This window comes from Brucella tritici (assembly GCF_008932295.1).
Classification (GTDB): Bacteria; Pseudomonadota; Alphaproteobacteria; order Rhizobiales; family Rhizobiaceae; genus Brucella; species Brucella tritici.
In genome coordinates, this window is sequence record NZ_WBWA01000019.1 from 14,915 (window position 1) to 35,618 (window position 20,704).

Genomic DNA, 20,704 nt, shown 5'->3' on the forward strand with positions numbered 1-20,704 from the left:
TCGGGCTGACTGTGAAGTTCGTCCGGCAAAGGCAACCCGGCAGGGCCATGTGGTCCTGCCTACTGGAGAGAGACAGTGGATAGAGCGGAAAAACGCGAATTTGTCTCGTGGCTGAACGGCGCTTTTAAAGAGTCCGGTTCGGTCGTCGTGGCCCACTATACCGGTCTCACCGTTGCGCAGATGAGCGATCTTCGCTCGAAGATGCGCGATGCAGGTGGGTCCGTTAAAGTCGCGAAAAACCGCCTTGCCAAGATCGCTCTTCAGGGCACGGAATCGGAAGGCATTTCTGATCTGTTTACAGGTCAGACGGTTGTTGCTTACGCAAACGACCCGATTGCTGCTCCGAAAGTAGCCGTCGAATTCGCCAAGGCTAACGACAAGCTCGTTATCCTCGGTGGTGCAATGGGTGCAACGACGCTTAACGCCGATGGCGTCAAGTCGCTTGCTTCGCTCCCATCGCTCGACGAACTGCGCGCAAAGCTGGTTGGAATGATCCAGACCCCGGCTCAGCGTCTCGCAGTACTTACCAGCGCACCGGCGGGCCAGATCGCTCGCGTTATTGGCGCGCACGCCCGGAAGAACGAGGCGGCGTAAGGCCGTTTTTCGCTGTCAATTGTTCAAACCTTGAAACTAAGGAAATACCAAAATGGCTGATCTCGCAAAGATCGTTGACGACCTGTCGGCACTGACCGTTCTCGAAGCTGCAGAGCTTTCGAAGCTTCTCGAAGAGAAGTGGGGCGTTTCGGCTGCTGCTCCTGTTGCAGTTGCTGCTGCTGGTGGCGCTGCTCCTGCTGCTGCTGCTGAAGAAAAGACCGAATTCGACGTCGTTCTCGTTGACGGCGGCGCTAACAAGATCAACGTGATCAAGGAAGTGCGCGCAATCACCGGTCTCGGCCTCAAGGAAGCCAAGGACCTCGTCGAAGGCGCTCCTAAGGCTGTCAAGGAAGCCGCTTCTAAGGACGAAGCTGAGAAGATCAAGGCACAGCTCGAAGCTGCTGGCGCCAAGGTCGAACTCAAGTAAGTTCGGACTATTCTGGCGGATGGTTTTCCATCCGCCAGTTCCCGCCGGACTTTCCTGGTGGGTCGGATAACTGGAACCCTTTTCCTGAGTGCCGGAACGGCTTTCAGGAAACGGGTTTTAGCCCGTTAAGAGCGCCGCGTGTCGGTAACGATGCGGAAGGCAGCTCTGGAAAGTTTGCACATGATCCTTTTCGATCCATCCGATCTGAAGGGGCCGATCTGAAGGACCATGTGCTCGAAGGACCGCCGAAGGGCGGCGCATGATAAAGGCCGCAAGGCGTGAGCAAGCCGCAAGGCTATAGAACGAGGAGCGACGATGGCTCAGACCCATTCATTCAATGGTCGCAAGCGCGTACGCAAATTTTTCGGCAAGATCCCAGAGGTCGCCGAGATGCCGAACCTTATCGAGGTTCAGAAGGCATCTTACGACCAGTTCCTTATGGTTGAAGAACCATCCGGTGGGCGTTCTGACGAGGGTTTGCAGGCGGTTTTCAAGTCTGTTTTCCCAATTCAGGATTTCTCCGGCGCTTCAATGCTCGAATTCGTTCGCTACGAATTCGACGCACCAAAATTCGACGTTGACGAATGCCGTCAGCGCGATCTGACGTATTCGGCGCCACTCAAGGTGACGCTGCGTCTTATCGTGTTCGATATTGACGAAGATACCGGCGCGAAGTCGATCAAGGACATCAAGGAACAGGATGTCTACATGGGCGATATGCCGCTCATGACCGACAACGGCACCTTCATCGTCAATGGCACCGAGCGCGTAATCGTTTCGCAGATGCACCGTTCGCCGGGCGTCTTCTTCGACCACGACAAGGGCAAGACCCATTCCTCGGGCAAGCTCCTGTTCGCAGCTCGCGTCATCCCTTATCGCGGTTCATGGCTCGATATCGAATTCGATTCCAAGGACATCGTCTACGCACGTATCGATCGTCGCCGCAAGCTGCCAGCAACGACGCTGCTGATGGCGCTCGGGATGGACGGCGAAGAAATTCTCTCGACGTTCTACAAGACTGTCACCTATTCGCGTGATGGCGACAACTGGCGCATTCCGTATTCGGCAGACCGCTTCAAGGGCATGAAGATCATCTCCGATCTCATCGATGCGGACACTGGCGAAGTCGTTCTTGAAGCTGGCAAGAAGCTGACCGCCCGTTCGGCCAAGCAGCTTGCTGAAAAGGGCCTCAAGGCCATCAAGGCGACGGAAGACGATCTGTTCGGCTCATATCTTGCGGAAGATGTCGTCAATTACGCAACCGGCGAGATCTATCTCGAAGCCGGTGACGAAATCGACGAGAAGGTCCTCAAGACCCTGATCGACACCGGCGAGACGGAAATCAACGTCCTCGACATCGATCATATCAACATCGGCGGCTACATCCGTAACACGCTGGCTGTCGACAAGAACGAAAGCCGTCAGGAAGCGCTGTTCGACATCTATCGCGTCATGCGTCCGGGCGAACCGCCTACGATGGATTCCGCCGAAGCGATGTTCAACTCGCTGTTCTTCGACGCCGAGCGCTACGACCTTTCGGCCGTTGGTCGCGTCAAGATGAACATGCGTCTGGATCTCGACGCGGAAGACACCGTGCGCGTTCTGCGCAAGGAAGACATCCTGGCCGTGGTCAAGATGCTGGTGGAACTGCGCGACGGTCGCGGCGAAATCGACGACATCGACAATCTCGGCAACCGCCGTGTGCGTTCGGTCGGCGAACTGATGGAAAATCAGTATCGCGTCGGTCTGCTTCGTATGGAGCGTGCGATCAAGGAACGTATGTCCTCGATCGAAATCGACACGGTCATGCCGCAGGATCTGATCAACGCGAAGCCGGCTGCTGCAGCCGTGCGCGAGTTCTTCGGTTCCTCGCAGCTGTCGCAGTTCATGGATCAGACCAACCCGCTTTCGGAAATCACCCACAAGCGCCGTCTCTCGGCTCTTGGACCGGGCGGTTTGACCCGCGAGCGCGCTGGCTTCGAAGTCCGCGACGTGCATCCGACCCACTATGGCCGTATCTGCCCGATTGAAACGCCGGAAGGCCCGAATATCGGTCTGATCAACTCGCTTGCAACTTTTGCCCGCGTCAACAAGTACGGCTTCATCGAAAGCCCGTATCGTAAGGTGATCGACGGCAAGGTAACGAACGACGTTGTCTATCTGTCGGCCATGGAAGAAGCCAAGCACTCTGTTGCGCAGGCTAACGTCGAGCTTGACGAGCGGGGCGGTTTCGTTGACGAATTCGTCATCTGCCGTCATGCAGGCGAAGTGATGATGGCTCCGCGTGAAAATGTGGATCTGATGGACGTGTCGCCGAAGCAGCTCGTTTCGGTTGCTGCGGCTCTCATCCCGTTCCTGGAAAACGACGACGCCAACCGCGCTCTCATGGGCTCGAACATGCAGCGTCAGGCTGTGCCGCTCGTTCGCGCTGAAGCGCCGTTCGTCGGTACGGGTATGGAAGCGGTCGTTGCACGTGACTCCGGTGCTGCAATTGCAGCGCGCCGTGGCGGTGTGGTCGATCAGGTTGACGCAACGCGTATCGTTATCCGTGCGACCGAAGATCTCGATCCGTCCAAGTCGGGCGTCGATATCTATCGCCTGATGAAGTTCCAGCGTTCGAACCAGAACACCTGCATCAATCAGCGTCCGCTTGTGCGCGTTGGCGATCCCATCCAGAAGGGTGACATCATCGCTGACGGTCCGTCGACGGATCTGGGCGATCTGGCTCTTGGCCGCAACGTGCTCGTCGCGTTCATGCCGTGGAACGGTTACAACTACGAAGATTCGATCCTTCTTTCCGAGAAGATCGTTTCGGACGACGTGTTCACTTCGATCCACATCGAAGAATTCGAAGTTGCTGCCCGCGACACCAAGCTTGGACCTGAGGAAATCACCCGCGACATTCCGAACGTTTCGGAAGAAGCGCTGAAGAACCTCGACGAAGCCGGTATCGTGTACATCGGTGCTGAAGTGCATCCTGGCGACATTCTTGTCGGCAAGATCACGCCGAAGGGCGAAAGCCCGATGACGCCGGAAGAAAAGCTTCTGCGCGCCATCTTCGGTGAAAAGGCATCGGACGTCCGTGACACCTCCATGCGTATGCCGCCCGGAACCTACGGTACCATTGTTGAAGTTCGCGTTTTCAACCGCCACGGCGTTGAAAAGGACGAACGCGCCATGGCTATCGAGCGCGAGGAAATTGAGCGTCTCGCCAAGGACCGTGACGACGAACAGGCTATCCTGGATCGCAACGTCTATGGCCGTCTTGCCGACATGATCGATGGCAAGGTTGCTGCAGCGGGTCCGAAGGGCTTCAAGAAGGGCTCGACGATCACCCGTGAGCTGATGACCGAATATCCGCGGTCGCAGTGGTGGCAGTTTGCTGTCGACGACGAGAAGCTCCAGGGCGAGCTCGAAGCGCTTCGCAGCCAGTACGACGACTCCAAGAAGCTGCTCGAAGCACGCTTCATGGACAAGGTCGAAAAGGTACAGCGCGGCGACGAGATGCCTCCAGGCGTCATGAAGATGGTCAAGGTCTTTGTCGCTGTGAAGCGCAAGATCCAGCCAGGCGACAAGATGGCTGGCCGTCACGGCAACAAGGGTGTGGTTTCCCGCATTCTGCCAGTCGAGGACATGCCGTTCCTCGAAGACGGTACGCATGCCGACATCGTGTTGAACCCGCTTGGCGTTCCGAGCCGTATGAATGTGGGCCAGATTCTGGAAACCCACCTCGGCTGGGCATGCGCTGGCATGGGCAAGAAGATCGGTGAGCTCATCGACGTTTACCGCAAGACGGCCAATATTGAGCCGCTGCGCGAAACGCTGGAGCACATCTATCCGGACAACGACCGCAATGAACCGGTCCGGTCTTATGACGACGATTCCGTCCTCATGCTGGCCAACCAGGTGAAGCGCGGCGTGTCGATCGCAACGCCGGTCTTCGACGGTGCGGTGGAAGCCGACATCAACGCGATGCTGACGGATGCGGGTCTTGCAACGTCTGGTCAGTCGACGCTTTACGATGGCCGTACGGGTGAGCCGTTCGACCGTCAGGTGACCATGGGCTACATCTATATGTTGAAGCTCCACCACCTGGTCGACGACAAGATCCACGCTCGTTCGATCGGACCTTACTCGCTCGTTACGCAGCAGCCTCTGGGCGGCAAGGCCCAGTTCGGTGGCCAGCGCTTCGGCGAAATGGAGGTCTGGGCTCTGGAAGCATACGGTGCGGCTTACACGCTGCAGGAAATGCTTACCGTCAAGTCGGACGACGTTGCAGGCCGTACCAAGGTCTACGAAGCGATCGTACGCGGCGACGACACGTTCGAAGCAGGCATTCCGGAGAGCTTCAACGTTCTCGTCAAGGAAATGCGTTCGCTCGGCCTCAATGTCGAGCTGGACGATACGCGTGACGAACAGCAGCAGGCCCTGCCTGACGCAGCGGAATAAAGCTCAAGGGCGCGCCACGGTATTGCCGCGGCGCGCCTGTATAATCGTTTCCAGAATATGCGGGACACGGTCCTGCGCCGGAGACGAAACTACGGCAAGCCAGTTCATAACTGCGTAGTACCGCGATTTCTTTTCAGGATGGCAAGGATTTTCAGCTTGTCATCGACGACACAGGGCGACGGATCGCCCTCAAGGAGAACGGCATGAACCAAGAGGTCATGAATCTTTTCAATCCTCAGGCTCCGGCACAGACGTTCGATTCCATCAGAATCTCGATTGCCAGCCCTGAGAAGATTCTGTCCTGGTCATACGGCGAGATCAAGAAGCCGGAGACGATCAACTACCGCACGTTCAAGCCTGAACGCGATGGTCTCTTCTGCGCGCGCATCTTTGGCCCGATCAAGGACTATGAATGCTTGTGCGGCAAGTACAAGCGTATGAAGTACAAGGGCATCATCTGCGAAAAGTGCGGCGTGGAAGTCACGCTCTCGCGCGTTCGTCGCGAGCGCATGGGCCACATCGAACTCGCAGCTCCGGTTGCCCACATCTGGTTCCTGAAGTCGCTGCCGAGCCGTATCGGCACGCTCCTGGACATGACGCTCAAGGATATCGAGCGCGTCCTGTACTTCGAGAACTACATTGTTACCGAGCCGGGCCTGACCTCGCTGAAGGAGCATCAGCTTCTTTCGGAAGAGGAATATATGATCGCCGTCGACGAGTTCGGCGAAGATCAGTTCACAGCTCTTATTGGTGCCGAAGCTATCTACGAGCTTCTGGCTTCGATGGAACTCGAAAAGATTGCCGCCGATCTGCGCGTTGATCTGGCCGAGACCACCTCGGACCTGAAGCAGAAGAAGCTGATGAAGCGTCTGAAGATCGTCGAAAACTTCCTGGAGTCGGGAAACCGCCCGGAATGGATGATCATGAAGATCGTTCCGGTCATTCCGCCGGATCTGCGTCCGCTCGTGCCGCTGGACGGCGGTCGTTTCGCGACGTCGGATCTGAACGATCTGTACCGCCGCGTCATCAACCGTAACAACCGTCTGAAGCGCCTGATCGAACTGCGCGCGCCTGGCATCATCATCCGTAACGAAAAGCGCATGCTGCAGGAAGCTGTTGACGCGCTGTTCGACAACGGCCGTCGTGGCCGCGTCATCACCGGCGCCAACAAGCGTCCGCTGAAATCGCTGTCCGACATGCTCAAGGGTAAGCAGGGCCGCTTCCGTCAGAACCTGCTCGGCAAGCGCGTCGACTATTCCGGTCGTTCGGTCATCGTGACCGGTCCGGAACTCAAGCTGCACCAGTGCGGCCTGCCGAAGAAGATGGCGCTCGAACTGTTCAAGCCTTTCATCTACGCACGTCTTGACGCCAAGGGTTACTCCTCGACCGTCAAGCAGGCGAAGAAGCTGGTTGAAAAGGAACGTCCGGAAGTCTGGGATATCCTTGACGAAGTGATCCGTGAGCATCCGGTTCTTCTGAACCGCGCGCCTACGCTGCACCGTCTTGGCATCCAGGCCTTCGAACCCACTCTGATTGAAGGCAAGGCAATCCAGCTTCATCCGCTCGTTTGTACGGCATTCAACGCCGACTTCGACGGTGACCAGATGGCTGTTCACGTTCCGCTGTCGCTTGAAGCCCAGCTTGAAGCACGCGTGCTGATGATGTCGACCAACAACATCCTGCACCCGGCCAACGGCGCACCGATCATCGTTCCTTCGCAGGACATGGTTCTCGGCCTCTATTATCTGTCCATCGTGGCAGACAAGGAGCCGGGCGAGGGCATGATGTTCGCCGATATGGGCGAGCTGCAGCACGCGCTTGAGAACAAGGTCGTCACGCTGCACACCAAGATCAAGGGCCGTTTCAAGACGGTCGATGCCGAAGGCAAGCCTGTGTCGAAAATCTACGACACGACGCCTGGCCGCATGATTACCGGTGAGCTGCTGCCGAAGAACGTCAATGTGCCGTTCGACATCTGCAATCAGGAGATGACCAAGAAGAACATCTCCAAGATGATCGACCACGTCTACCGCCATTGCGGTCAGAAAGAGACGGTTATCTTCTGCGATCGCATCATGCAGCTCGGCTTCGCGCATGCCTGCCGTGCAGGCATCTCCTTCGGCAAGGATGACATGGTCATTCCGGACACGAAGGCGAAGATCGTTGCCGACACCGAAGCGCTTACGACCGAATACGAACAGCAGTACAATGACGGCCTGATCACTCAGGGCGAAAAGTACAACAAGGTCGTCGACGCCTGGGGCAAGGCTACCGACAAGATCACCGAAGAGATGATGGCGCGCCTGAAGGCCGTCGAATTCGATCCGGTGACCGGTCGCCAGAAGCAGATGAACTCGGTCTACATGATGTCGCATTCGGGTGCCCGTGGTTCGGTCAACCAGATGCGTCAGCTTGGCGGCATGCGCGGCCTCATGGCCAAGCCGTCGGGCGAAATCATCGAAACCCCGATCATCTCGAACTTCAAGGAAGGCCTGACCGTTAACGAGTACTTCAACTCGACCCACGGTGCCCGTAAGGGTCTGGCAGATACCGCCTTGAAGACGGCCAACTCGGGCTACCTGACCCGTCGTCTCGTTGACGTTGCACAGGATGCGATCATTTCGGAAGTCGATTGCGGCGCCGAAATCGGTCTCACCATGCAGCCGATCGTCGACGCCGGCCAGATCGTGGCTTCGATCGGCCAGCGCGTTCTGGGCCGTACGGCTCTCGATCCGATCCTGCATCCGACCACCGGCGAAGTCATCGTCGAGGCTGGCCGCATGATCGAGGAAAAGGACGTCGAGATCATCGAGAAGGCTGCTATCCAGTCGATCCGCATCCGCTCGGCCCTGACCTGCGAAACCCGCAACGGCGTTTGCGCCAAGTGCTATGGTCGCGACCTTGCACGCGGTACTCCGGTCAACCAGGGCGAAGCTGTCGGCGTTATCGCTGCTCAGTCGATCGGCGAGCCGGGCACTCAGCTCACCATGCGTACCTTCCACCTTGGCGGTACTGCACAGGTTGTTGACAGCTCGTATCTCGAAGCTTCGTATGAAGGCACTGTCAAGCTGCGCAACCGCAATGTGGTTCGCAACTCCGATGGCAACCTCGTGGTGATGGGCCGTAACATGGCTGTCCTGATCCTCGACGCTACGGGCAAGGAACGTGCGGTCCATCGCGTGACCTACGGTTCGCGTCTGTTCGTGGACGAGGGCGATGCGGTCAAGCGCGGCCAGCGTATTGCCGAGTGGGATCCGTACACCCGTCCGATCATGACCGAAGTTGAAGGCTACGTTGAGTTCGAAGATCTCGTCGATGGTCTCTCGGTTTCGGAATCGGCCGACGAGTCGACCGGTATCACCAAGCGCGTCGTTATCGACTGGCGTTCGACCCCTCGCGGTTCGGATCTCAAGCCTGCCATGGTCATCAAGGACAAGGCTGGCAAGATTCTGAAGCTGTCGAAGGGTGGCGATGCCCGCTTCATGCTCTCCGTGGAATCGATCCTTTCGGTCGAGCCGGGCGCGCATGTTAAGGCTGGTGACGTTATCGCCCGTCTGCCGATGGAAAGCGCCAAGACCAAGGACATCACCGGTGGTCTGCCGCGCGTGGCCGAACTGTTCGAAGCACGTCGTCCGAAGGACCATGCCGTCATCGCCGAGATCGATGGTACCGTTCGTTTCGGTCGCGACTACAAGAACAAGCGTCGCATCATCATCGAGCCGAACGACGACACGATCGAGCCGGTCGAGTACCTCATTCCGAAGGGCAAGCCGTTCCATCTTCAGGACGGTGACGTCATCGAAAAGGGTGAGTACATCCTCGACGGCAACCCGGCACCGCATGACATTCTGGCGATCAAGGGCGTCGAAGCTCTGGCTTCGTACCTCGTGAATGAAATCCAGGAAGTCTATCGTTTGCAGGGCGTTTTGATCAACGACAAGCACATCGAAGTGATTGTCCGTCAGATGCTGCAGAAGGTGGAAATCACAGAATCCGGCGATACCGGCTACATTCCGGGCGACCACGTCGACCGCATCGAGCTGGAAGAGATCAACGAGCGCCTTATCGAAGAAGGCAAGAAGCCGGGCTCCGGCAATCCTGTCCTGCTCGGTATCACCAAGGCTTCGCTGCAGACGCCTTCGTTCATCTCGGCTGCGTCGTTCCAGGAAACGACCCGTGTGCTTACCGAAGCTGCGGTTGCCGGCAAGATGGACACGCTGCAGGGTCTCAAGGAAAACGTCATCGTCGGTCGTCTCATTCCGGCCGGTACTGGCGGCATGACCAACCAGATTCGTCGCATCGCAACCGCACGCGACGAGCTGATCATCGACGAGCGCCGCAAGTCTTCGGGTTCTACCGAAGCCAATGCGATGCTGGTCGACATGACCAACAGTGCTGCCGAGTAAGATCGACAGATACGAAACTGAAAAAGGCCGCCTTTCGAGGCGGCCTTTTTGTTTTCAAAGCGGTCATTGCAAAGGTGCAAAGCGACCTTGCGCCGTAAAAAAATGCCGGTCGGAACCGGCATTTTTCTGATGCTTATTCTTCTTCTTCGTCGTCGCCGTCGAATTCGATCAGCGCGACTTCGCCGGTGAGCGCGGTGGCCCAGGCGCTCTTGTGCGGTTCTTCTTCCGGCTCTTCGGTCAGTGTGCCCATCTCGAGAAGCTCGGCTTCATGATAGCCTTCTTCAGCAAGAATGCTGAGGACCGTCTGGACCAGATCTTCATTCTCGTCCGATTTGAGAAGCAGGTGCACTTCAACCGGAGATTCTTCGCCTTCGTTCCAGACGTCAGCGATGACGAGATGAACGATCGGCGAATCGTCGCCGGCTGCTGGGGATGTGGAAGACATTGAGAAACCCTTAATATTCTGTTGCGTTTCGACTCAGATGTGCTTCAATAGCCTGACCTGAGTGGCTGCGCCATGCTTGCATAGGAAAATGACGGTTTTGATCGCGAAATATTAGCGAATAGACGTCAAATGCGGCGCAACAACCTGTCCGGACGAAGCCAAAACGCCGGTTTAGGGTCTTCCATTGAAGAAACTTGATCCGCTGCCCTTGACGAAACGTCGCTAAAGACGTATCAGCAGCCCATCTGAGCCGATGTGAGACAAGCTTTTTCGGGGCGACGCGCCCTGAAGTTCATCTCAAACAGGGTTCGTTTTACGATCGAAATGCAACTTGCCGTTCGCATGAAGCGTCAGCTTCCTCTGCTTTTGTTCGGGGTGGTCACCGGTTGTCGTGACTTGTCCCGAATTTGTGCATCAGCATGGCGGTGAAACGGCCCGTATGGGCGTGGATACGAGATTTTTTATAGAGGAAGGTTGTATGCCAACCGTAAACCAGCTTATCCGCAAGCCGCGCACTGCGCCGGTAAAGCGCAATAAGGTTCCTGCACTGCAGGCAAACCCTCAGAAGCGCGGCGTTTGCACCCGCGTTTATACGACGACCCCGAAGAAGCCGAACTCGGCTCTCCGTAAGGTTGCCAAGGTTCGTCTGACGAACGGCTTCGAAGTCATCGGTTATATCCCTGGTGAAGGGCATAACCTGCAGGAGCACTCCGTCGTCATGATCCGCGGCGGTCGTGTAAAGGACTTGCCGGGTGTGCGTTACCACATCATCCGTGGCGTTCTCGATACCCAGGGTGTCAAGAACCGCAAGCAGCGCCGTTCGAAGTACGGTGCAAAGCGTCCGAAGTAAGATTTTCCGGGGATACCGGCTGCCGTAAGGTGAGCTGAGCCCGATGTAATTGAAAGAAAAGACGAAATGTCCAGACGCCATAAGGCTGAGAAGCGTGAGATCAATCCGGATCCAAAGTTCGGCGATCTCGTTATCACGAAGTTCATGAATGCAGTCATGCTTCATGGCAAGAAGTCGGTTGCTGAAAGCATCGTTTACGGTGCGCTCGATTCAATCGAAGCCAAGGCAAAGTCCGAGCCGGTCGCGCTGTTCCATCAGGCGCTCGACAACGTAGCTCCGCACATCGAAGTCCGTTCGCGCCGCGTTGGTGGTGCAACCTATCAGGTTCCGGTTGATGTGCGTCCAGAACGCCGCCAGGCACTTGCCATCCGTTGGCTCATCAATGCTGCTCGTGGCCGTAACGAGACGACGATGATTGATCGTCTTTCCGGTGAGCTGCTTGACGCTGCTAACAACCGTGGTTCTGCTGTGAAGAAGCGTGAAGACACGCACCGCATGGCTGAAGCCAACCGCGCCTTCTCGCATTACCGCTGGTAATCGTCGAAACCTATTCAAAGAGCGACTATCATGGCCCGCGAATACAAAATCGAAGACTACCGCAATTTCGGTATCATGGCTCACATCGACGCCGGCAAGACGACGATGACCGAGCGCATTCTGTTCTATACCGGTAAGAACCATAAGATCGGCGAAACCCACGATGGTGCGTCGACCATGGACTGGATGGAGCAGGAGCAGGAACGCGGTATCACCATCACGTCCGCTGCCACGACCACGTTCTGGCAGGGTCAGGATGGCAAGAAGCGCCGCTTCAACATCATCGACACGCCGGGCCACGTCGACTTCACGATTGAAGTTGAACGTTCGCTCCGCGTTCTCGACGGCGCAATTGCACTGCTCGACGCCAACGCTGGCGTTGAGCCACAGACCGAAACCGTGTGGCGTCAGGCTGAAAAGTACCACGTCCCGCGTATGGTCTTCGTCAACAAGATGGACAAGATCGGTGCCGATTTCTACCGTTGCGTAGAAATGGTCGGTTCGCGTCTTGGCGCCGTAGCACTTCCGGTTCAGCTGCCGATCGGCGCTGAAAACGAGTTCGAAGGCGTCATCGACCTGATCGAAATGAAGGCTCTGACCTGGGATGGCACGATCGGCGCATCTGCGACCGTTGGTGAAGTTCCTGAGCACCTCAAGGATCAGGCTGAAGAGTACCGCGAAAAGCTCATTGAGCTGGCCGTGGAAATCGACGAAGCTGCCATGGAAGCTTACCTTGAAGGTACCATGCCTACGAATGCAGAGCTGCGTGCTTTGATCCGTAAGGGTACCATCGACGTCAAGTTCCATCCGGTTCTTTGCGGTACTGCGTTCAAGAACCGTGGCATTCAGCCGCTTCTCGACGCTGTTGTGGAATTCCTTCCGGCTCCGACCGATGTTCCTGCGATCAAGGGCATCGACGTCAAGACGGAAACCGAAACCACCCGTGAATCTTCGGATGAAGCGCCGCTCTCGATGCTTGCATTCAAGATCATGAACGATCCGTTCGTTGGTTCGCTGACCTTCGCTCGTATTTACTCGGGTAAGCTGACCAAGGGCATTTCGCTCGAAAACACTGTTAAGGGCAAGCGTGAGCGTATCGGCCGTATGCTGCAGATGCACTCCAACAGCCGTGAAGACATCGAAGAAGCTTTTGCAGGCGACATCGTTGCTCTGGCTGGCCTCAAGGAAACCACCACTGGCGATACGCTCTGCGATCCGCTGAAGCCGGTTATCCTTGAACGCATGGAATTCCCGGATCCGGTTATCGAGATCGCGATCGAGCCGAAGACCAAGGCCGACCAGGAAAAGATGGGCATCGCGCTCAATCGTCTGGCTGCCGAAGATCCTTCCTTCCGCGTTAAGTCGGACGAAGAATCCGGTCAGACCATCATCGCCGGCATGGGCGAACTTCACCTCGACATTCTCGTCGATCGCATGAAGCGCGAATTCAAGGTTGAAGCCAACGTCGGTGCGCCGCAGGTTGCTTACCGTGAATCGATCACCCGTCAGGCTGAAATCGATTACACCCACAAGAAGCAGTCGGGTGGTTCGGGTCAGTTCGCTCGCGTGAAGATCATCTTCGAACCGCATGATGGCGACGATTTCATCTTCGAATCGAAGATCGTCGGCGGCTCGGTTCCGAAGGAATACATTCCGGGTGTTCAGAAGGGTATCGAAAGCGTCATGGGTGCAGGCCCGCTGGCTGGCTTCCCGATGCTCGGCGTGAAGGCCACCCTGATCGACGGCGCATACCATGACGTTGATTCGTCTGTTCTCGCCTTCGAAATCGCGTCCCGTGCAGCGTTCCGTGAAGGTGCGCAGAAGGCTGGCGCACAGCTCCTCGAGCCGATCATGAAGGTCGAGGTTGTTACGCCGGAAGATTACGTTGGTGACGTTATCGGCGATCTGAACTCGCGTCGCGGTCAGATTTCCGGCACCGAAGCCCGCGGCATCGCCACGGTCGTCAATGCAAACGTTCCGCTCGCCAACATGTTTGGCTACGTGAACAGCCTGCGTTCGATGTCCCAGGGCCGTGCACAGTACACGATGCAGTTCGACCATTATGAGCCGGTTCCGACGGCGGTCGCACAGGAAATCCAGAAGAAGTTTGCGTGACCTAAGGGTCACGCTCCCAATTAAAAGAATGCCTGAGCAGGCTAAATTTACGGAGAGCTCAAATGGCAAAGAGTAAGTTTGAACGTACGAAGCCCCACGTTAATATCGGCACGATTGGTCACGTTGACCATGGCAAGACGTCTCTGACGGCTGCGATCACGAAATACTTCGGTGACTTCAAGGCCTATGACCAGATCGACGCAGCGCCTGAAGAAAAGGCGCGCGGTATCACGATTTCGACGTCGCACGTCGAGTACGAAACCGCAAACCGGCACTATGCACACGTCGACTGCCCTGGTCACGCCGACTATGTGAAGAACATGATCACCGGTGCTGCGCAGATGGACGGCGCGATCCTGGTTGTTTCGGCTGCTGACGGCCCGATGCCGCAGACCCGTGAGCACATCCTGCTCGCCCGTCAGGTTGGCGTTCCGGCAATCGTTGTGTTCCTGAACAAGTGCGACCAGGTTGACGACGCAGAACTGCTCGAACTGGTTGAACTGGAAGTGCGCGAACTTCTGTCGAAGTACGACTTCCCGGGCGATGAAACCCCGATCGTCAAGGGCTCGGCTCTTGCTGCTCTGGAAGATTCGTCGAAGGAACTGGGCGAAGACGCTGTTCGCGCTCTGATGGCCGCTGTTGACGACTACATTCCGACCCCGGAACGTCCGATTGACCAGCCGTTCCTGATGCCGATCGAAGACGTTTTCTCGATCTCGGGCCGTGGTACGGTTGTGACGGGTCGCGTTGAGCGCGGTATCGTCAAGGTTGGTGAAGAAGTTGAAATCGTCGGCATCAAGGCGACGACGAAGACGACGGTTACCGGCGTTGAAATGTTCCGCAAGCTGCTCGACCAGGGCCAGGCTGGCGACAATATCGGCGCTCTGATCCGCGGCGTTGGCCGTGAAGACGTTGAACGCGGCCAGGTTCTCTGCAAGCCGGGTTCTGTGAAGCCGCACACCAAGTTCAAGGCAGAAGCTTACATTCTGACCAAGGACGAAGGTGGCCGTCATACGCCGTTCTTCACGAACTACCGTCCGCAGTTCTACTTCCGCACGACGGACGTGACCGGTGTTGTCACGCTGCCGGAAGGTACGGAAATGGTTATGCCTGGCGACAACGTTGCTATGGACGTCACCCTGATCGTGCCGATCGCAATGGAAGAGAAGCTCCGCTTCGCTATCCGTGAAGGCGGCCGCACCGTCGGTGCAGGCATCGTCTCCTCGATCATCGAGTAATGAAGGTTTGTGCAGGAACGCTCGCTTTGGAGCGAGCGTTCCCGCGTAACAAGGAACAGATGAAATGAACGGTCAAAACATCCGCATTCGCCTTAAGGCGTTTGATCATCGGATCCTTGACGCTTCGACGCGGGAAATCGTGTCGACTGCCAAGCGTACCGGTGCAAATGTGCGCGGACCGATCCCGCTTCCAACGCGGATCGAAAAGTTCACAGTTAACCGGTCGCCGCACATCGACAAGAAGAGCCGCGAGCAGTTCGAGATGCGCACGCACAAGCGTCTTCTCGATATCGTTGACCCGACCCCGCAGACGGTGGACGCGCTGATGAAGCTCGATCTTTCCGCCGGTGTCGATGTCGAGATCAAGCTTTAATCGGCTTGAGGACGGAAGGAACGAACCCGATGCGTTCAGGTGTTATTGCACAGAAGCTGGGCATGACCCGCGTCTATAACGACGCCGGCGAGCATGTGCCGGTGACGGTTCTCCGCATGGAGAATTGCCACGTGGTAGCTCAGCGTACAGTTGAAAAGAACGGTTACACGGCTGTTCAGCTTGGCGTTGGACTTGCCAAGGTAAAGAACACGTCCAAGGCTATGCGCGGTCATTTCGCGAAGGCCGAGGTCGAGCCGAAGGCGAAGGTCGCGGAATTCCGCGTTTCGCCGGACAACCTCCTCGAAGTCGGCGCTGAAATCACCGCCGAACACTTCGTCGCCGGCCAGAAGGTCGATGTGACGGGTACTTCGATTGGTAAGGGCTTTGCTGGTGTTATGAAGCGTCATAACTTCGCCGGTCATCGCGCTTCCCATGGTAACTCCATTACCCACCGCGCTCACGGCTCGACCGGTCAGCGTCAGGACCCGGGTAAGGTGTTCAAGGGCAAGAAGATGGCTGGTCACATGGGCCAGACCCGCGTAACCACGCAGAATATTGAAGTTGTCTCGACGGACAGCGATCGCGGCCTCATTCTGGTTCGCGGTGCGGTTCCGGGCTCCAAGGGCGCCTGGATCATCGTGCGCGACGCGGTAAAGGTCTCGCTGCCTGAGAACGCGCCGAAGCCGGCCGCTCTGCGTGCAGGTGCCGCGAAGGCTGAAGCAGTCGCGACTGAGGGAGCCGAATAATGGATCTCACGATTACCACTCTTGAAGGCAAGGATGCCGGCAAGGTCAAGCTGAACGAAGAAATCTTCGGCCTCGACCCGCGTGACGACATTCTTCAGCGCGTTGTGCGCTGGCAGCTGGCTCGCCGCCAGCAGGGCTCCCATAAGGCTCAGGGCCGTGGCGACGTAAGCCGCACCGGCGCCAAGATGTACAAGCAGAAGGGTACGGGCCGCGCTCGTCACCATTCCGCTCGCGCTCCACAGTTCCGCGGCGGTGGTCAGGCTCACGGACCGGTTGTCCGTTCGCACGATCACGATCTGCCGAAGAAGGTTCGCGCTCTTGGCCTGCGTCATGCCCTGTCTGCAAAGGCAAAGGCATCTGACCTGATCATCATCGATGATCTGGCTGCAACGGAAGCCAAGACGAAGCAGCTTGTTTCGCAGTTCGCCAAGCTCGGTCTTGAAAATGCACTCGTCATCGGCGGTGCAGAGATCGACGTGAACTTCCAGCGCGCGGCTTCGAACATCCCGAACATCGACGTTCTGCCGGTGCAGGGGATCAATGTTTACGACATTCTTCGCCGCGGCAAGCTCGTTCTTTCCAAGGCGGCTGTCGAAGCCCTTGAGGAGCGTTTCAAATGACTGATCTTCGCCATTACGACGTGATCGTCAGCCCGGTTATCACCGAGAAGTCCACCATGGTTTCCGAACACAACCAGGTTGTCTTCAACGTAGCCCGCAAGGCAACGAAGCCGGAAATCAAGGCTGCAGTCGAAGCGCTGTTCGGCGTCAAGGTTACCGCAGTCAACACTGCAGTGCGCAAGGGTAAGGTCAAGCGGTTCCGCGGCCTTATCGGGCGCCAGAGCGACGTCAAGAAAGCGATCGTTACTTTGGCCGAAGGCCAGAGCATCGACGTTTCGACCGGTCTCTGAGAGGCCATGGAGTAAGAGACAATGGCACTCAAGCATTTTAATCCGATCACGCCAGGCCAGCGTCAGCTGGTCATCGTGGACCGTTCGGAACTCTACAAGGGCAAGCCGGTCAAGTCCCTGACCGAAGGTCTGTCCAAGAAGGGTGGCCGCAACAACACCGGTCGTATCACTGTTCGCTTTCAGGGCGGCGGTCACAAGCGTTCGTACCGTTTCATCGACTTCAAGCGTCGCAAGCTTGACGTCGTCGGCACCGTCGAGCGTCTGGAATACGATCCGAACCGCACCGCGTTCATCGCGCTGATCCGTTACGAAGACGGCGAACTGGCATATATCCTGGCACCGCAGCGTCTTGCTGTTGGCGACAAGGTTGTCGCGGGCAATGCCGTCGATGTGAAGCCGGGCAACGCAATGCCGCTCGCTTCCATGCCGGTTGGCACGATCATTCACAACGTCGAGCTGAAGCCGGGTAAGGGCGGTCAGATCGCTCGTTCGGCTGGCACCTACGCTCAGCTCGTCGGTCGCGATCAGGGCATGGCCATTCTGCGCCTCAACTCTGGTGAACAGCGTCTGGTTCCAGGTGCCTGCTTCGCTTCGGTCGGTGCAGTATCCAACCCGGACCACGGCAATATCAACGACGGCAAGGCTGGTCGTTCGGTATGGCGTGGCAAGCGCCCGCACGTTCGCGGCGTTGCAATGAACCCGGTCGATCACCCGCATGGTGGTGGTGAAGGTCGTACTTCGGGTGGTCGTCACCCTGTTACTCCGTGGGGCAAGCCTACGAAGGGCAAGAAGACGCGCTCGAACAAGTCGACCGACAAGTTCATCATGCGTTCGCGCCATCAGCGCAAGAAGTAAGAGAGGTAGTCTAAAGTGGCTCGTTCAGTTTGGAAAGGTCCGTTTGTCGACGGCTATCTTCTCAAGAAGGCTGAGAAGGTACGCGAAGGCGGTCGTAATGAAGTTATCAAGATGTGGAGCCGCCGCTCCACCATCCTGCCGCAGTTTGTCGGTCTGACTTTCGGCGTCTACAACGGCAACAAGCATGTGCCGGTGTCGGTTTCGGAAGAAATGGTCGGACACAAGTTCGGTGAATTCGCGCCTACGCGTACCTATTACGGTCACGGCGCGGACAAGAAGTCGAAGAGGAAGTAACGATGGGCAAGGCTAAAGCTCCCCGTCAGCTCAAGGACAACGAAGCGCAAGCTGTTGCCCGTACGCTGCGCGTCAGCCCGCAGAAGCTGAACCTTGTTGCGAGCATGATTCGCGGCAAGAAGGTGAATGCGGCACTTGCCGATCTGACGTTCTCGCGCAAGCGGATCGCCGATACGGTTAAGAAGACGCTCCAGTCCGCAATTGCGAACGCAGAAAACAACCATGACCTCGACGTCGATTCTCTGATCGTCGCCGAAGCCTATGTTGGCAAGTCGATCGTCATGAAGCGCTTCCACGTCCGTGGTCGTGGCCGCGCAAGCCGCATCGAGAAGCCGTTTTCGCATCTCACCATTGTTGTCCGCGAAGTCGCGGAAAAAGGGGAGGCCGCATAATGGGTCAGAAGATTAATCCGATCGGTCTTCGTCTCGGCATCAACCGCACCTGGGATTCGCGTTGGTACGCGAATACCGGTGAGTACGGCAAACTGCTGCATGAAGATGTCAAGATCCGCGAATTCCTCACCGAGGAACTGAAGCAGGCTGCGATCTCCAAGATCGTGATCGAGCGTCCGCACAAGAAGTGCCGTGTGACGATCCATTCGGCTCGTCCGGGCATCATCATCGGCAAGAAGGGTGCAGACATCGAAAAGCTCCGCAAGAAGCTTTCCGAGATGACCAATGCCGATACGTCGCTCAACATCGTTGAAGTTCGCAAGCCGGAAATCGACGCTACGCTGATCGCTCAGTCGATCGCTCAGCAGCTCGAACGCCGTGTGGCATTCCGTCGCGCCATGAAGCGTGCTGTTCAGTCGGCAATGCGTCTTGGAGCCGAAGGTATCCGTATCAACTGCTCGGGTCGTCTGGGTGGCGCGGAAATCGCTCGCATGGAATGGTACCGTGAAGGTCGCGTTCCGCTTCATACGCTTCGCGCCGATATCGACTACGGCACGGCAGAAGCGAAGACCGCTTATGGTATCTGCGGCGTGAAGGTTTGGGTCTTCAAGGGCGAGATCCTTGAACACGATCCGATGGCTTCCGAGCGTCGTGCGGTCGAGGGTGACAATCAGGGTTCCTCGTCGAACCGCCGCCGCGAAAACGCTTAAAAAGCGGGCCGCGGGCGAGAAATTTGGAGTAGAGAACAATGATGCAGCCTAAGCGCACCAAGTTCCGCAAGCAGTTCAAGGGCCGTATTCACGGCAACTCGAAAGGCGGCACGGATCTGAATTTCGGTGCATTCGGTTTGAAGGCCGTTGAGCCGGAACGCGTCACTGCACGTCAGATCGAAGCGGCCCGCCGCGCGATCACCCGTCACATGAAGCGTGCCGGTCGCGTGTGGATCCGCATCTTCCCTGACCTGCCAGTTACGTCGAAGCCTACCGAAGTCCGTATGGGTAAAGGTAAGGGTTCGGTTGACTACTGGGCATGCCGTGTGGCACCAGGTCGCGTGATGTTTGAGCTTGACGGCGTACCCGAAGATGTGGCACGCGAAGCCCTCAGACTCGGCGCAGCAAAGTTGCCGATCAAGACGCGCTTTATCCAGCGCATTGCTGAATAAGAGAGAGGCAACTATGAAAGCCGCAGACGTTCGGGCGAAGAGCCTCGATCAACTGAATGACGAGCTGGGCACCCTGAAGAAAGAGCAGTTCAACCTGCGCTTTCAGAAGGCCACCGGCCAGCTCGAAAAAACCGCGCGCGTGAAGCAGGTTCGCCGCGACATCGCGCGTATTAAGACTATTGCCCGCCAGAAGGCGGCCGCAAGCAAGGCATAAGGAAAAATATAATGCCTAAACGCGTTCTGCAGGGCGTTGTCGTCAGCGACAAGAATGACAAGACTGTTGTGGTCAAGGTTGAGCGCCGCTATTCGCATCCGCTCCTCCAGAAGACCGTGCGTCAGTCTAAGAAGTACAAGGCGCATGACGAAAACAACCAGTTCAAGGTTGGTGATCTCGTTTCCATTCAGGAATCGGCTCCAATCTCGAAGGACAAACGCTGGGTCGTTCTGACGAACGAAGCAGCAGGCTAAATTATAAACACGCAGCTTAGGTAGGGCAGGAGCCCTTAACCAGCTGAGAGGAAAGAAGGCGGCCAGTCATGATTCAGATGCAAACAAACCTCGACGTGGCGGATAACTCCGGCGCACGTCGTGTCATGTGCATCAAGGTGCTGGGCGGCTCGAAGCGGCGTTACGCTTCCGTTGGCGATATCATTGTGGTGTCGATCAAGGAAGCTATTCCGCGCGGCCGCGTCAAAAAGGGTGACGTGATGAAGGCGGTTGTTGTACGCACCGCCAAGGACATCCGTCGTCCGGACGGCAGCGTTATTCGTTTCGATAACAATGCAGCCGTTCTCATCGATAACAAGAAAGAGCCGATCGGCACGCGTATCTTCGGACCGGTTCCGCGCGAACTTCGCGCAAAGAACCACATGAAGATCATCTCGCTGGCCCCGGAAGTTCTGTAAGGAAGC

At 57.1% G+C, this 20,704-nt stretch carries 21 protein-coding genes; 20 read left to right on the forward strand and 1 reads right to left on the reverse strand.

Features of this window, described 5'->3' with window-relative positions; all coding sequences use genetic code 11:
- The first annotated feature begins 75 nt into the window (after positions 1–75).
- The 4 genes from rplJ to rpoC all read left to right on the forward strand — a co-directional run bounded on the left by rplJ (position 76) and on the right by rpoC (position 9,876).
- Positions 76–594 carry a 50S ribosomal protein L10 gene (gene rplJ, locus F9K91_RS17625; protein WP_010659905.1) on the forward strand — a complete coding sequence of 173 codons (519 nt, stop codon included), beginning with the start codon at positions 76–78 and terminating at the stop codon, positions 592–594.
- A gap of 52 nt (positions 595–646) precedes the next feature.
- Complete coding sequence (gene rplL / locus F9K91_RS17630) at positions 647–1,021, forward strand: 50S ribosomal protein L7/L12 (protein WP_061346151.1); 375 nt, start codon at positions 647–649, stop codon at positions 1,019–1,021.
- Positions 1,022–1,336: 315 nt separating this feature from the next.
- The gene (gene rpoB, locus F9K91_RS17640) at positions 1,337–5,470 is read left to right on the forward strand and encodes a DNA-directed RNA polymerase subunit beta (protein ID WP_061346152.1); all 4,134 of its coding nucleotides are present in this window, start codon (positions 1,337–1,339) and stop codon (positions 5,468–5,470) included.
- 203 nt (positions 5,471–5,673) lie between these two features.
- Complete coding sequence (gene rpoC, locus F9K91_RS17645) at positions 5,674–9,876, forward strand: DNA-directed RNA polymerase subunit beta' (protein ID WP_151557719.1); 4,203 nt, start codon at positions 5,674–5,676, stop codon at positions 9,874–9,876.
- Positions 9,877–10,009: 133 nt separating this feature from the next.
- On the opposite strand, the gene F9K91_RS17650 is transcribed toward rpoC, so the two are convergent.
- Positions 10,010–10,321 carry a hypothetical protein gene (locus tag F9K91_RS17650; protein WP_061346154.1) on the reverse strand — a complete coding sequence of 104 codons (312 nt, stop codon included), beginning with the start codon at positions 10,319–10,321 and terminating at the stop codon, positions 10,010–10,012.
- Positions 10,322–10,799: 478 nt separating this feature from the next.
- Here F9K91_RS17650 and rpsL point away from each other — a divergent pair, with 478 nt between their 5' ends.
- From rpsL to rplN, 16 genes are all read left to right on the forward strand, one after another.
- Positions 10,800–11,171 (forward strand): 30S ribosomal protein S12, encoded by a 372-nt coding sequence (gene rpsL, locus F9K91_RS17655; RefSeq protein ID WP_002964366.1) that lies wholly within the window; start codon positions 10,800–10,802, stop codon positions 11,169–11,171.
- Between the two features lie 66 nt (positions 11,172–11,237).
- Positions 11,238–11,708 (forward strand): 30S ribosomal protein S7, encoded by a 471-nt coding sequence (gene rpsG / locus F9K91_RS17660; protein ID WP_109369231.1) that lies wholly within the window; start codon positions 11,238–11,240, stop codon positions 11,706–11,708.
- Between the two features lie 30 nt (positions 11,709–11,738).
- Positions 11,739–13,823, forward strand: a complete 2,085-nt coding sequence (gene fusA, locus F9K91_RS17665; protein WP_151653590.1) for an elongation factor G — start codon at positions 11,739–11,741, stop codon at positions 13,821–13,823.
- Positions 13,824–13,885: 62 nt separating this feature from the next.
- Entirely contained in the window at positions 13,886–15,061 is a 1,176-nt protein-coding gene (gene tuf / locus F9K91_RS17670) for an elongation factor Tu (RefSeq protein ID WP_151557717.1), read from the forward strand.
- A gap of 64 nt (positions 15,062–15,125) precedes the next feature.
- A complete protein-coding gene (gene rpsJ, locus F9K91_RS17675; RefSeq protein WP_002964363.1) occupies positions 15,126–15,434 on the forward strand; it encodes a 30S ribosomal protein S10 in 309 nt (102 codons plus the stop codon).
- 29 nt (positions 15,435–15,463) lie between these two features.
- Positions 15,464–16,180, forward strand: a complete 717-nt coding sequence (rplC, locus tag F9K91_RS17680; protein WP_012091910.1) for a 50S ribosomal protein L3 — start codon at positions 15,464–15,466, stop codon at positions 16,178–16,180.
- Positions 16,180–16,800 (forward strand): 50S ribosomal protein L4, encoded by a 621-nt coding sequence (gene rplD / locus F9K91_RS17685; RefSeq protein WP_010659915.1) that lies wholly within the window; start codon positions 16,180–16,182, stop codon positions 16,798–16,800. Before rplC ends, rplD begins: the two co-directional genes overlap by 1 nt.
- Positions 16,797–17,090: a 50S ribosomal protein L23 gene (locus F9K91_RS17690; RefSeq protein WP_006467028.1), complete on the forward strand. Its 294-nt coding sequence runs from the start codon at positions 16,797–16,799 to the stop codon at positions 17,088–17,090. Before rplD ends, F9K91_RS17690 begins: the two co-directional genes overlap by 4 nt.
- 21 nt (positions 17,091–17,111) lie before the next feature.
- On the forward strand, positions 17,112–17,945 hold the full coding sequence (rplB, locus tag F9K91_RS17695; protein WP_061346155.1) for a 50S ribosomal protein L2: 834 nt from the start codon (positions 17,112–17,114) through the stop codon (positions 17,943–17,945).
- A gap of 15 nt (positions 17,946–17,960) precedes the next feature.
- Positions 17,961–18,239: a 30S ribosomal protein S19 gene (gene rpsS, locus F9K91_RS17700; protein ID WP_006467026.1), complete on the forward strand. Its 279-nt coding sequence runs from the start codon at positions 17,961–17,963 to the stop codon at positions 18,237–18,239.
- Positions 18,240–18,241: 2 nt separating this feature from the next.
- On the forward strand, positions 18,242–18,631 hold the full coding sequence (gene rplV / locus F9K91_RS17705) for a 50S ribosomal protein L22 (protein WP_010659918.1): 390 nt from the start codon (positions 18,242–18,244) through the stop codon (positions 18,629–18,631).
- On the forward strand, positions 18,631–19,341 hold the full coding sequence (gene rpsC, locus F9K91_RS17710; RefSeq protein WP_006467024.1) for a 30S ribosomal protein S3: 711 nt from the start codon (positions 18,631–18,633) through the stop codon (positions 19,339–19,341). Before rplV ends, rpsC begins: the two co-directional genes overlap by 1 nt.
- A gap of 38 nt (positions 19,342–19,379) precedes the next feature.
- Positions 19,380–19,793 carry a 50S ribosomal protein L16 gene (gene rplP, locus F9K91_RS17715; protein ID WP_006467023.1) on the forward strand — a complete coding sequence of 138 codons (414 nt, stop codon included), beginning with the start codon at positions 19,380–19,382 and terminating at the stop codon, positions 19,791–19,793.
- Between the two features lie 13 nt (positions 19,794–19,806).
- A complete protein-coding gene (gene rpmC, locus F9K91_RS17720) occupies positions 19,807–20,007 on the forward strand; it encodes a 50S ribosomal protein L29 (protein ID WP_006467022.1) in 201 nt (66 codons plus the stop codon).
- An 11-nt stretch (positions 20,008–20,018) separates the two neighbouring features.
- The gene (rpsQ, locus tag F9K91_RS17725; RefSeq protein ID WP_010659919.1) at positions 20,019–20,261 is read left to right on the forward strand and encodes a 30S ribosomal protein S17; all 243 of its coding nucleotides are present in this window, start codon (positions 20,019–20,021) and stop codon (positions 20,259–20,261) included.
- 68 nt (positions 20,262–20,329) lie between these two features.
- On the forward strand, positions 20,330–20,698 hold the full coding sequence (gene rplN, locus F9K91_RS17730; RefSeq protein ID WP_004683923.1) for a 50S ribosomal protein L14: 369 nt from the start codon (positions 20,330–20,332) through the stop codon (positions 20,696–20,698).
- Positions 20,699–20,704 lie beyond the last annotated feature (6 nt).

Excerpts from the sequence above, each read along its gene's own strand:
- rplL (WP_061346151.1), top strand. The coding sequence starts at position 647 with ATGGCTGATCTCGCAAAGATCGTTGACGACCTGTCGGCACTGACCGTT.
- rpoB (WP_061346152.1), top strand. The coding sequence starts at position 1,337 with ATGGCTCAGACCCATTCATTCAATGGTCGCAAGCGCGTACGCAAATTT.
- rpoC (WP_151557719.1), top strand. The coding sequence starts at position 5,674 with ATGAACCAAGAGGTCATGAATCTTTTCAATCCTCAGGCTCCGGCACAG.
- F9K91_RS17650 (WP_061346154.1), bottom strand. The coding sequence starts at position 10,321 with ATGTCTTCCACATCCCCAGCAGCCGGCGACGATTCGCCGATCGTTCAT.
- rpsL (WP_002964366.1), top strand. The coding sequence starts at position 10,800 with ATGCCAACCGTAAACCAGCTTATCCGCAAGCCGCGCACTGCGCCGGTA.
- rpsG (WP_109369231.1), top strand. The coding sequence starts at position 11,238 with ATGTCCAGACGCCATAAGGCTGAGAAGCGTGAGATCAATCCGGATCCA.
- fusA (WP_151653590.1), top strand. The coding sequence starts at position 11,739 with ATGGCCCGCGAATACAAAATCGAAGACTACCGCAATTTCGGTATCATG.
- tuf (WP_151557717.1), top strand. The coding sequence starts at position 13,886 with ATGGCAAAGAGTAAGTTTGAACGTACGAAGCCCCACGTTAATATCGGC.
- rpsJ (WP_002964363.1), top strand. The coding sequence starts at position 15,126 with ATGAACGGTCAAAACATCCGCATTCGCCTTAAGGCGTTTGATCATCGG.
- rplC (WP_012091910.1), top strand. The coding sequence starts at position 15,464 with ATGCGTTCAGGTGTTATTGCACAGAAGCTGGGCATGACCCGCGTCTAT.
- rplD (WP_010659915.1), top strand. The coding sequence starts at position 16,180 with ATGGATCTCACGATTACCACTCTTGAAGGCAAGGATGCCGGCAAGGTC.
- F9K91_RS17690 (WP_006467028.1), top strand. The coding sequence starts at position 16,797 with ATGACTGATCTTCGCCATTACGACGTGATCGTCAGCCCGGTTATCACC.
- rplB (WP_061346155.1), top strand. The coding sequence starts at position 17,112 with ATGGCACTCAAGCATTTTAATCCGATCACGCCAGGCCAGCGTCAGCTG.
- rplV (WP_010659918.1), top strand. The coding sequence starts at position 18,242 with ATGGGCAAGGCTAAAGCTCCCCGTCAGCTCAAGGACAACGAAGCGCAA.
- rpsC (WP_006467024.1), top strand. The coding sequence starts at position 18,631 with ATGGGTCAGAAGATTAATCCGATCGGTCTTCGTCTCGGCATCAACCGC.
- rplP (WP_006467023.1), top strand. The coding sequence starts at position 19,380 with ATGATGCAGCCTAAGCGCACCAAGTTCCGCAAGCAGTTCAAGGGCCGT.
- rpmC (WP_006467022.1), top strand. The coding sequence starts at position 19,807 with ATGAAAGCCGCAGACGTTCGGGCGAAGAGCCTCGATCAACTGAATGAC.
- rpsQ (WP_010659919.1), top strand. The coding sequence starts at position 20,019 with ATGCCTAAACGCGTTCTGCAGGGCGTTGTCGTCAGCGACAAGAATGAC.
- rplN (WP_004683923.1), top strand. The coding sequence starts at position 20,330 with ATGATTCAGATGCAAACAAACCTCGACGTGGCGGATAACTCCGGCGCA.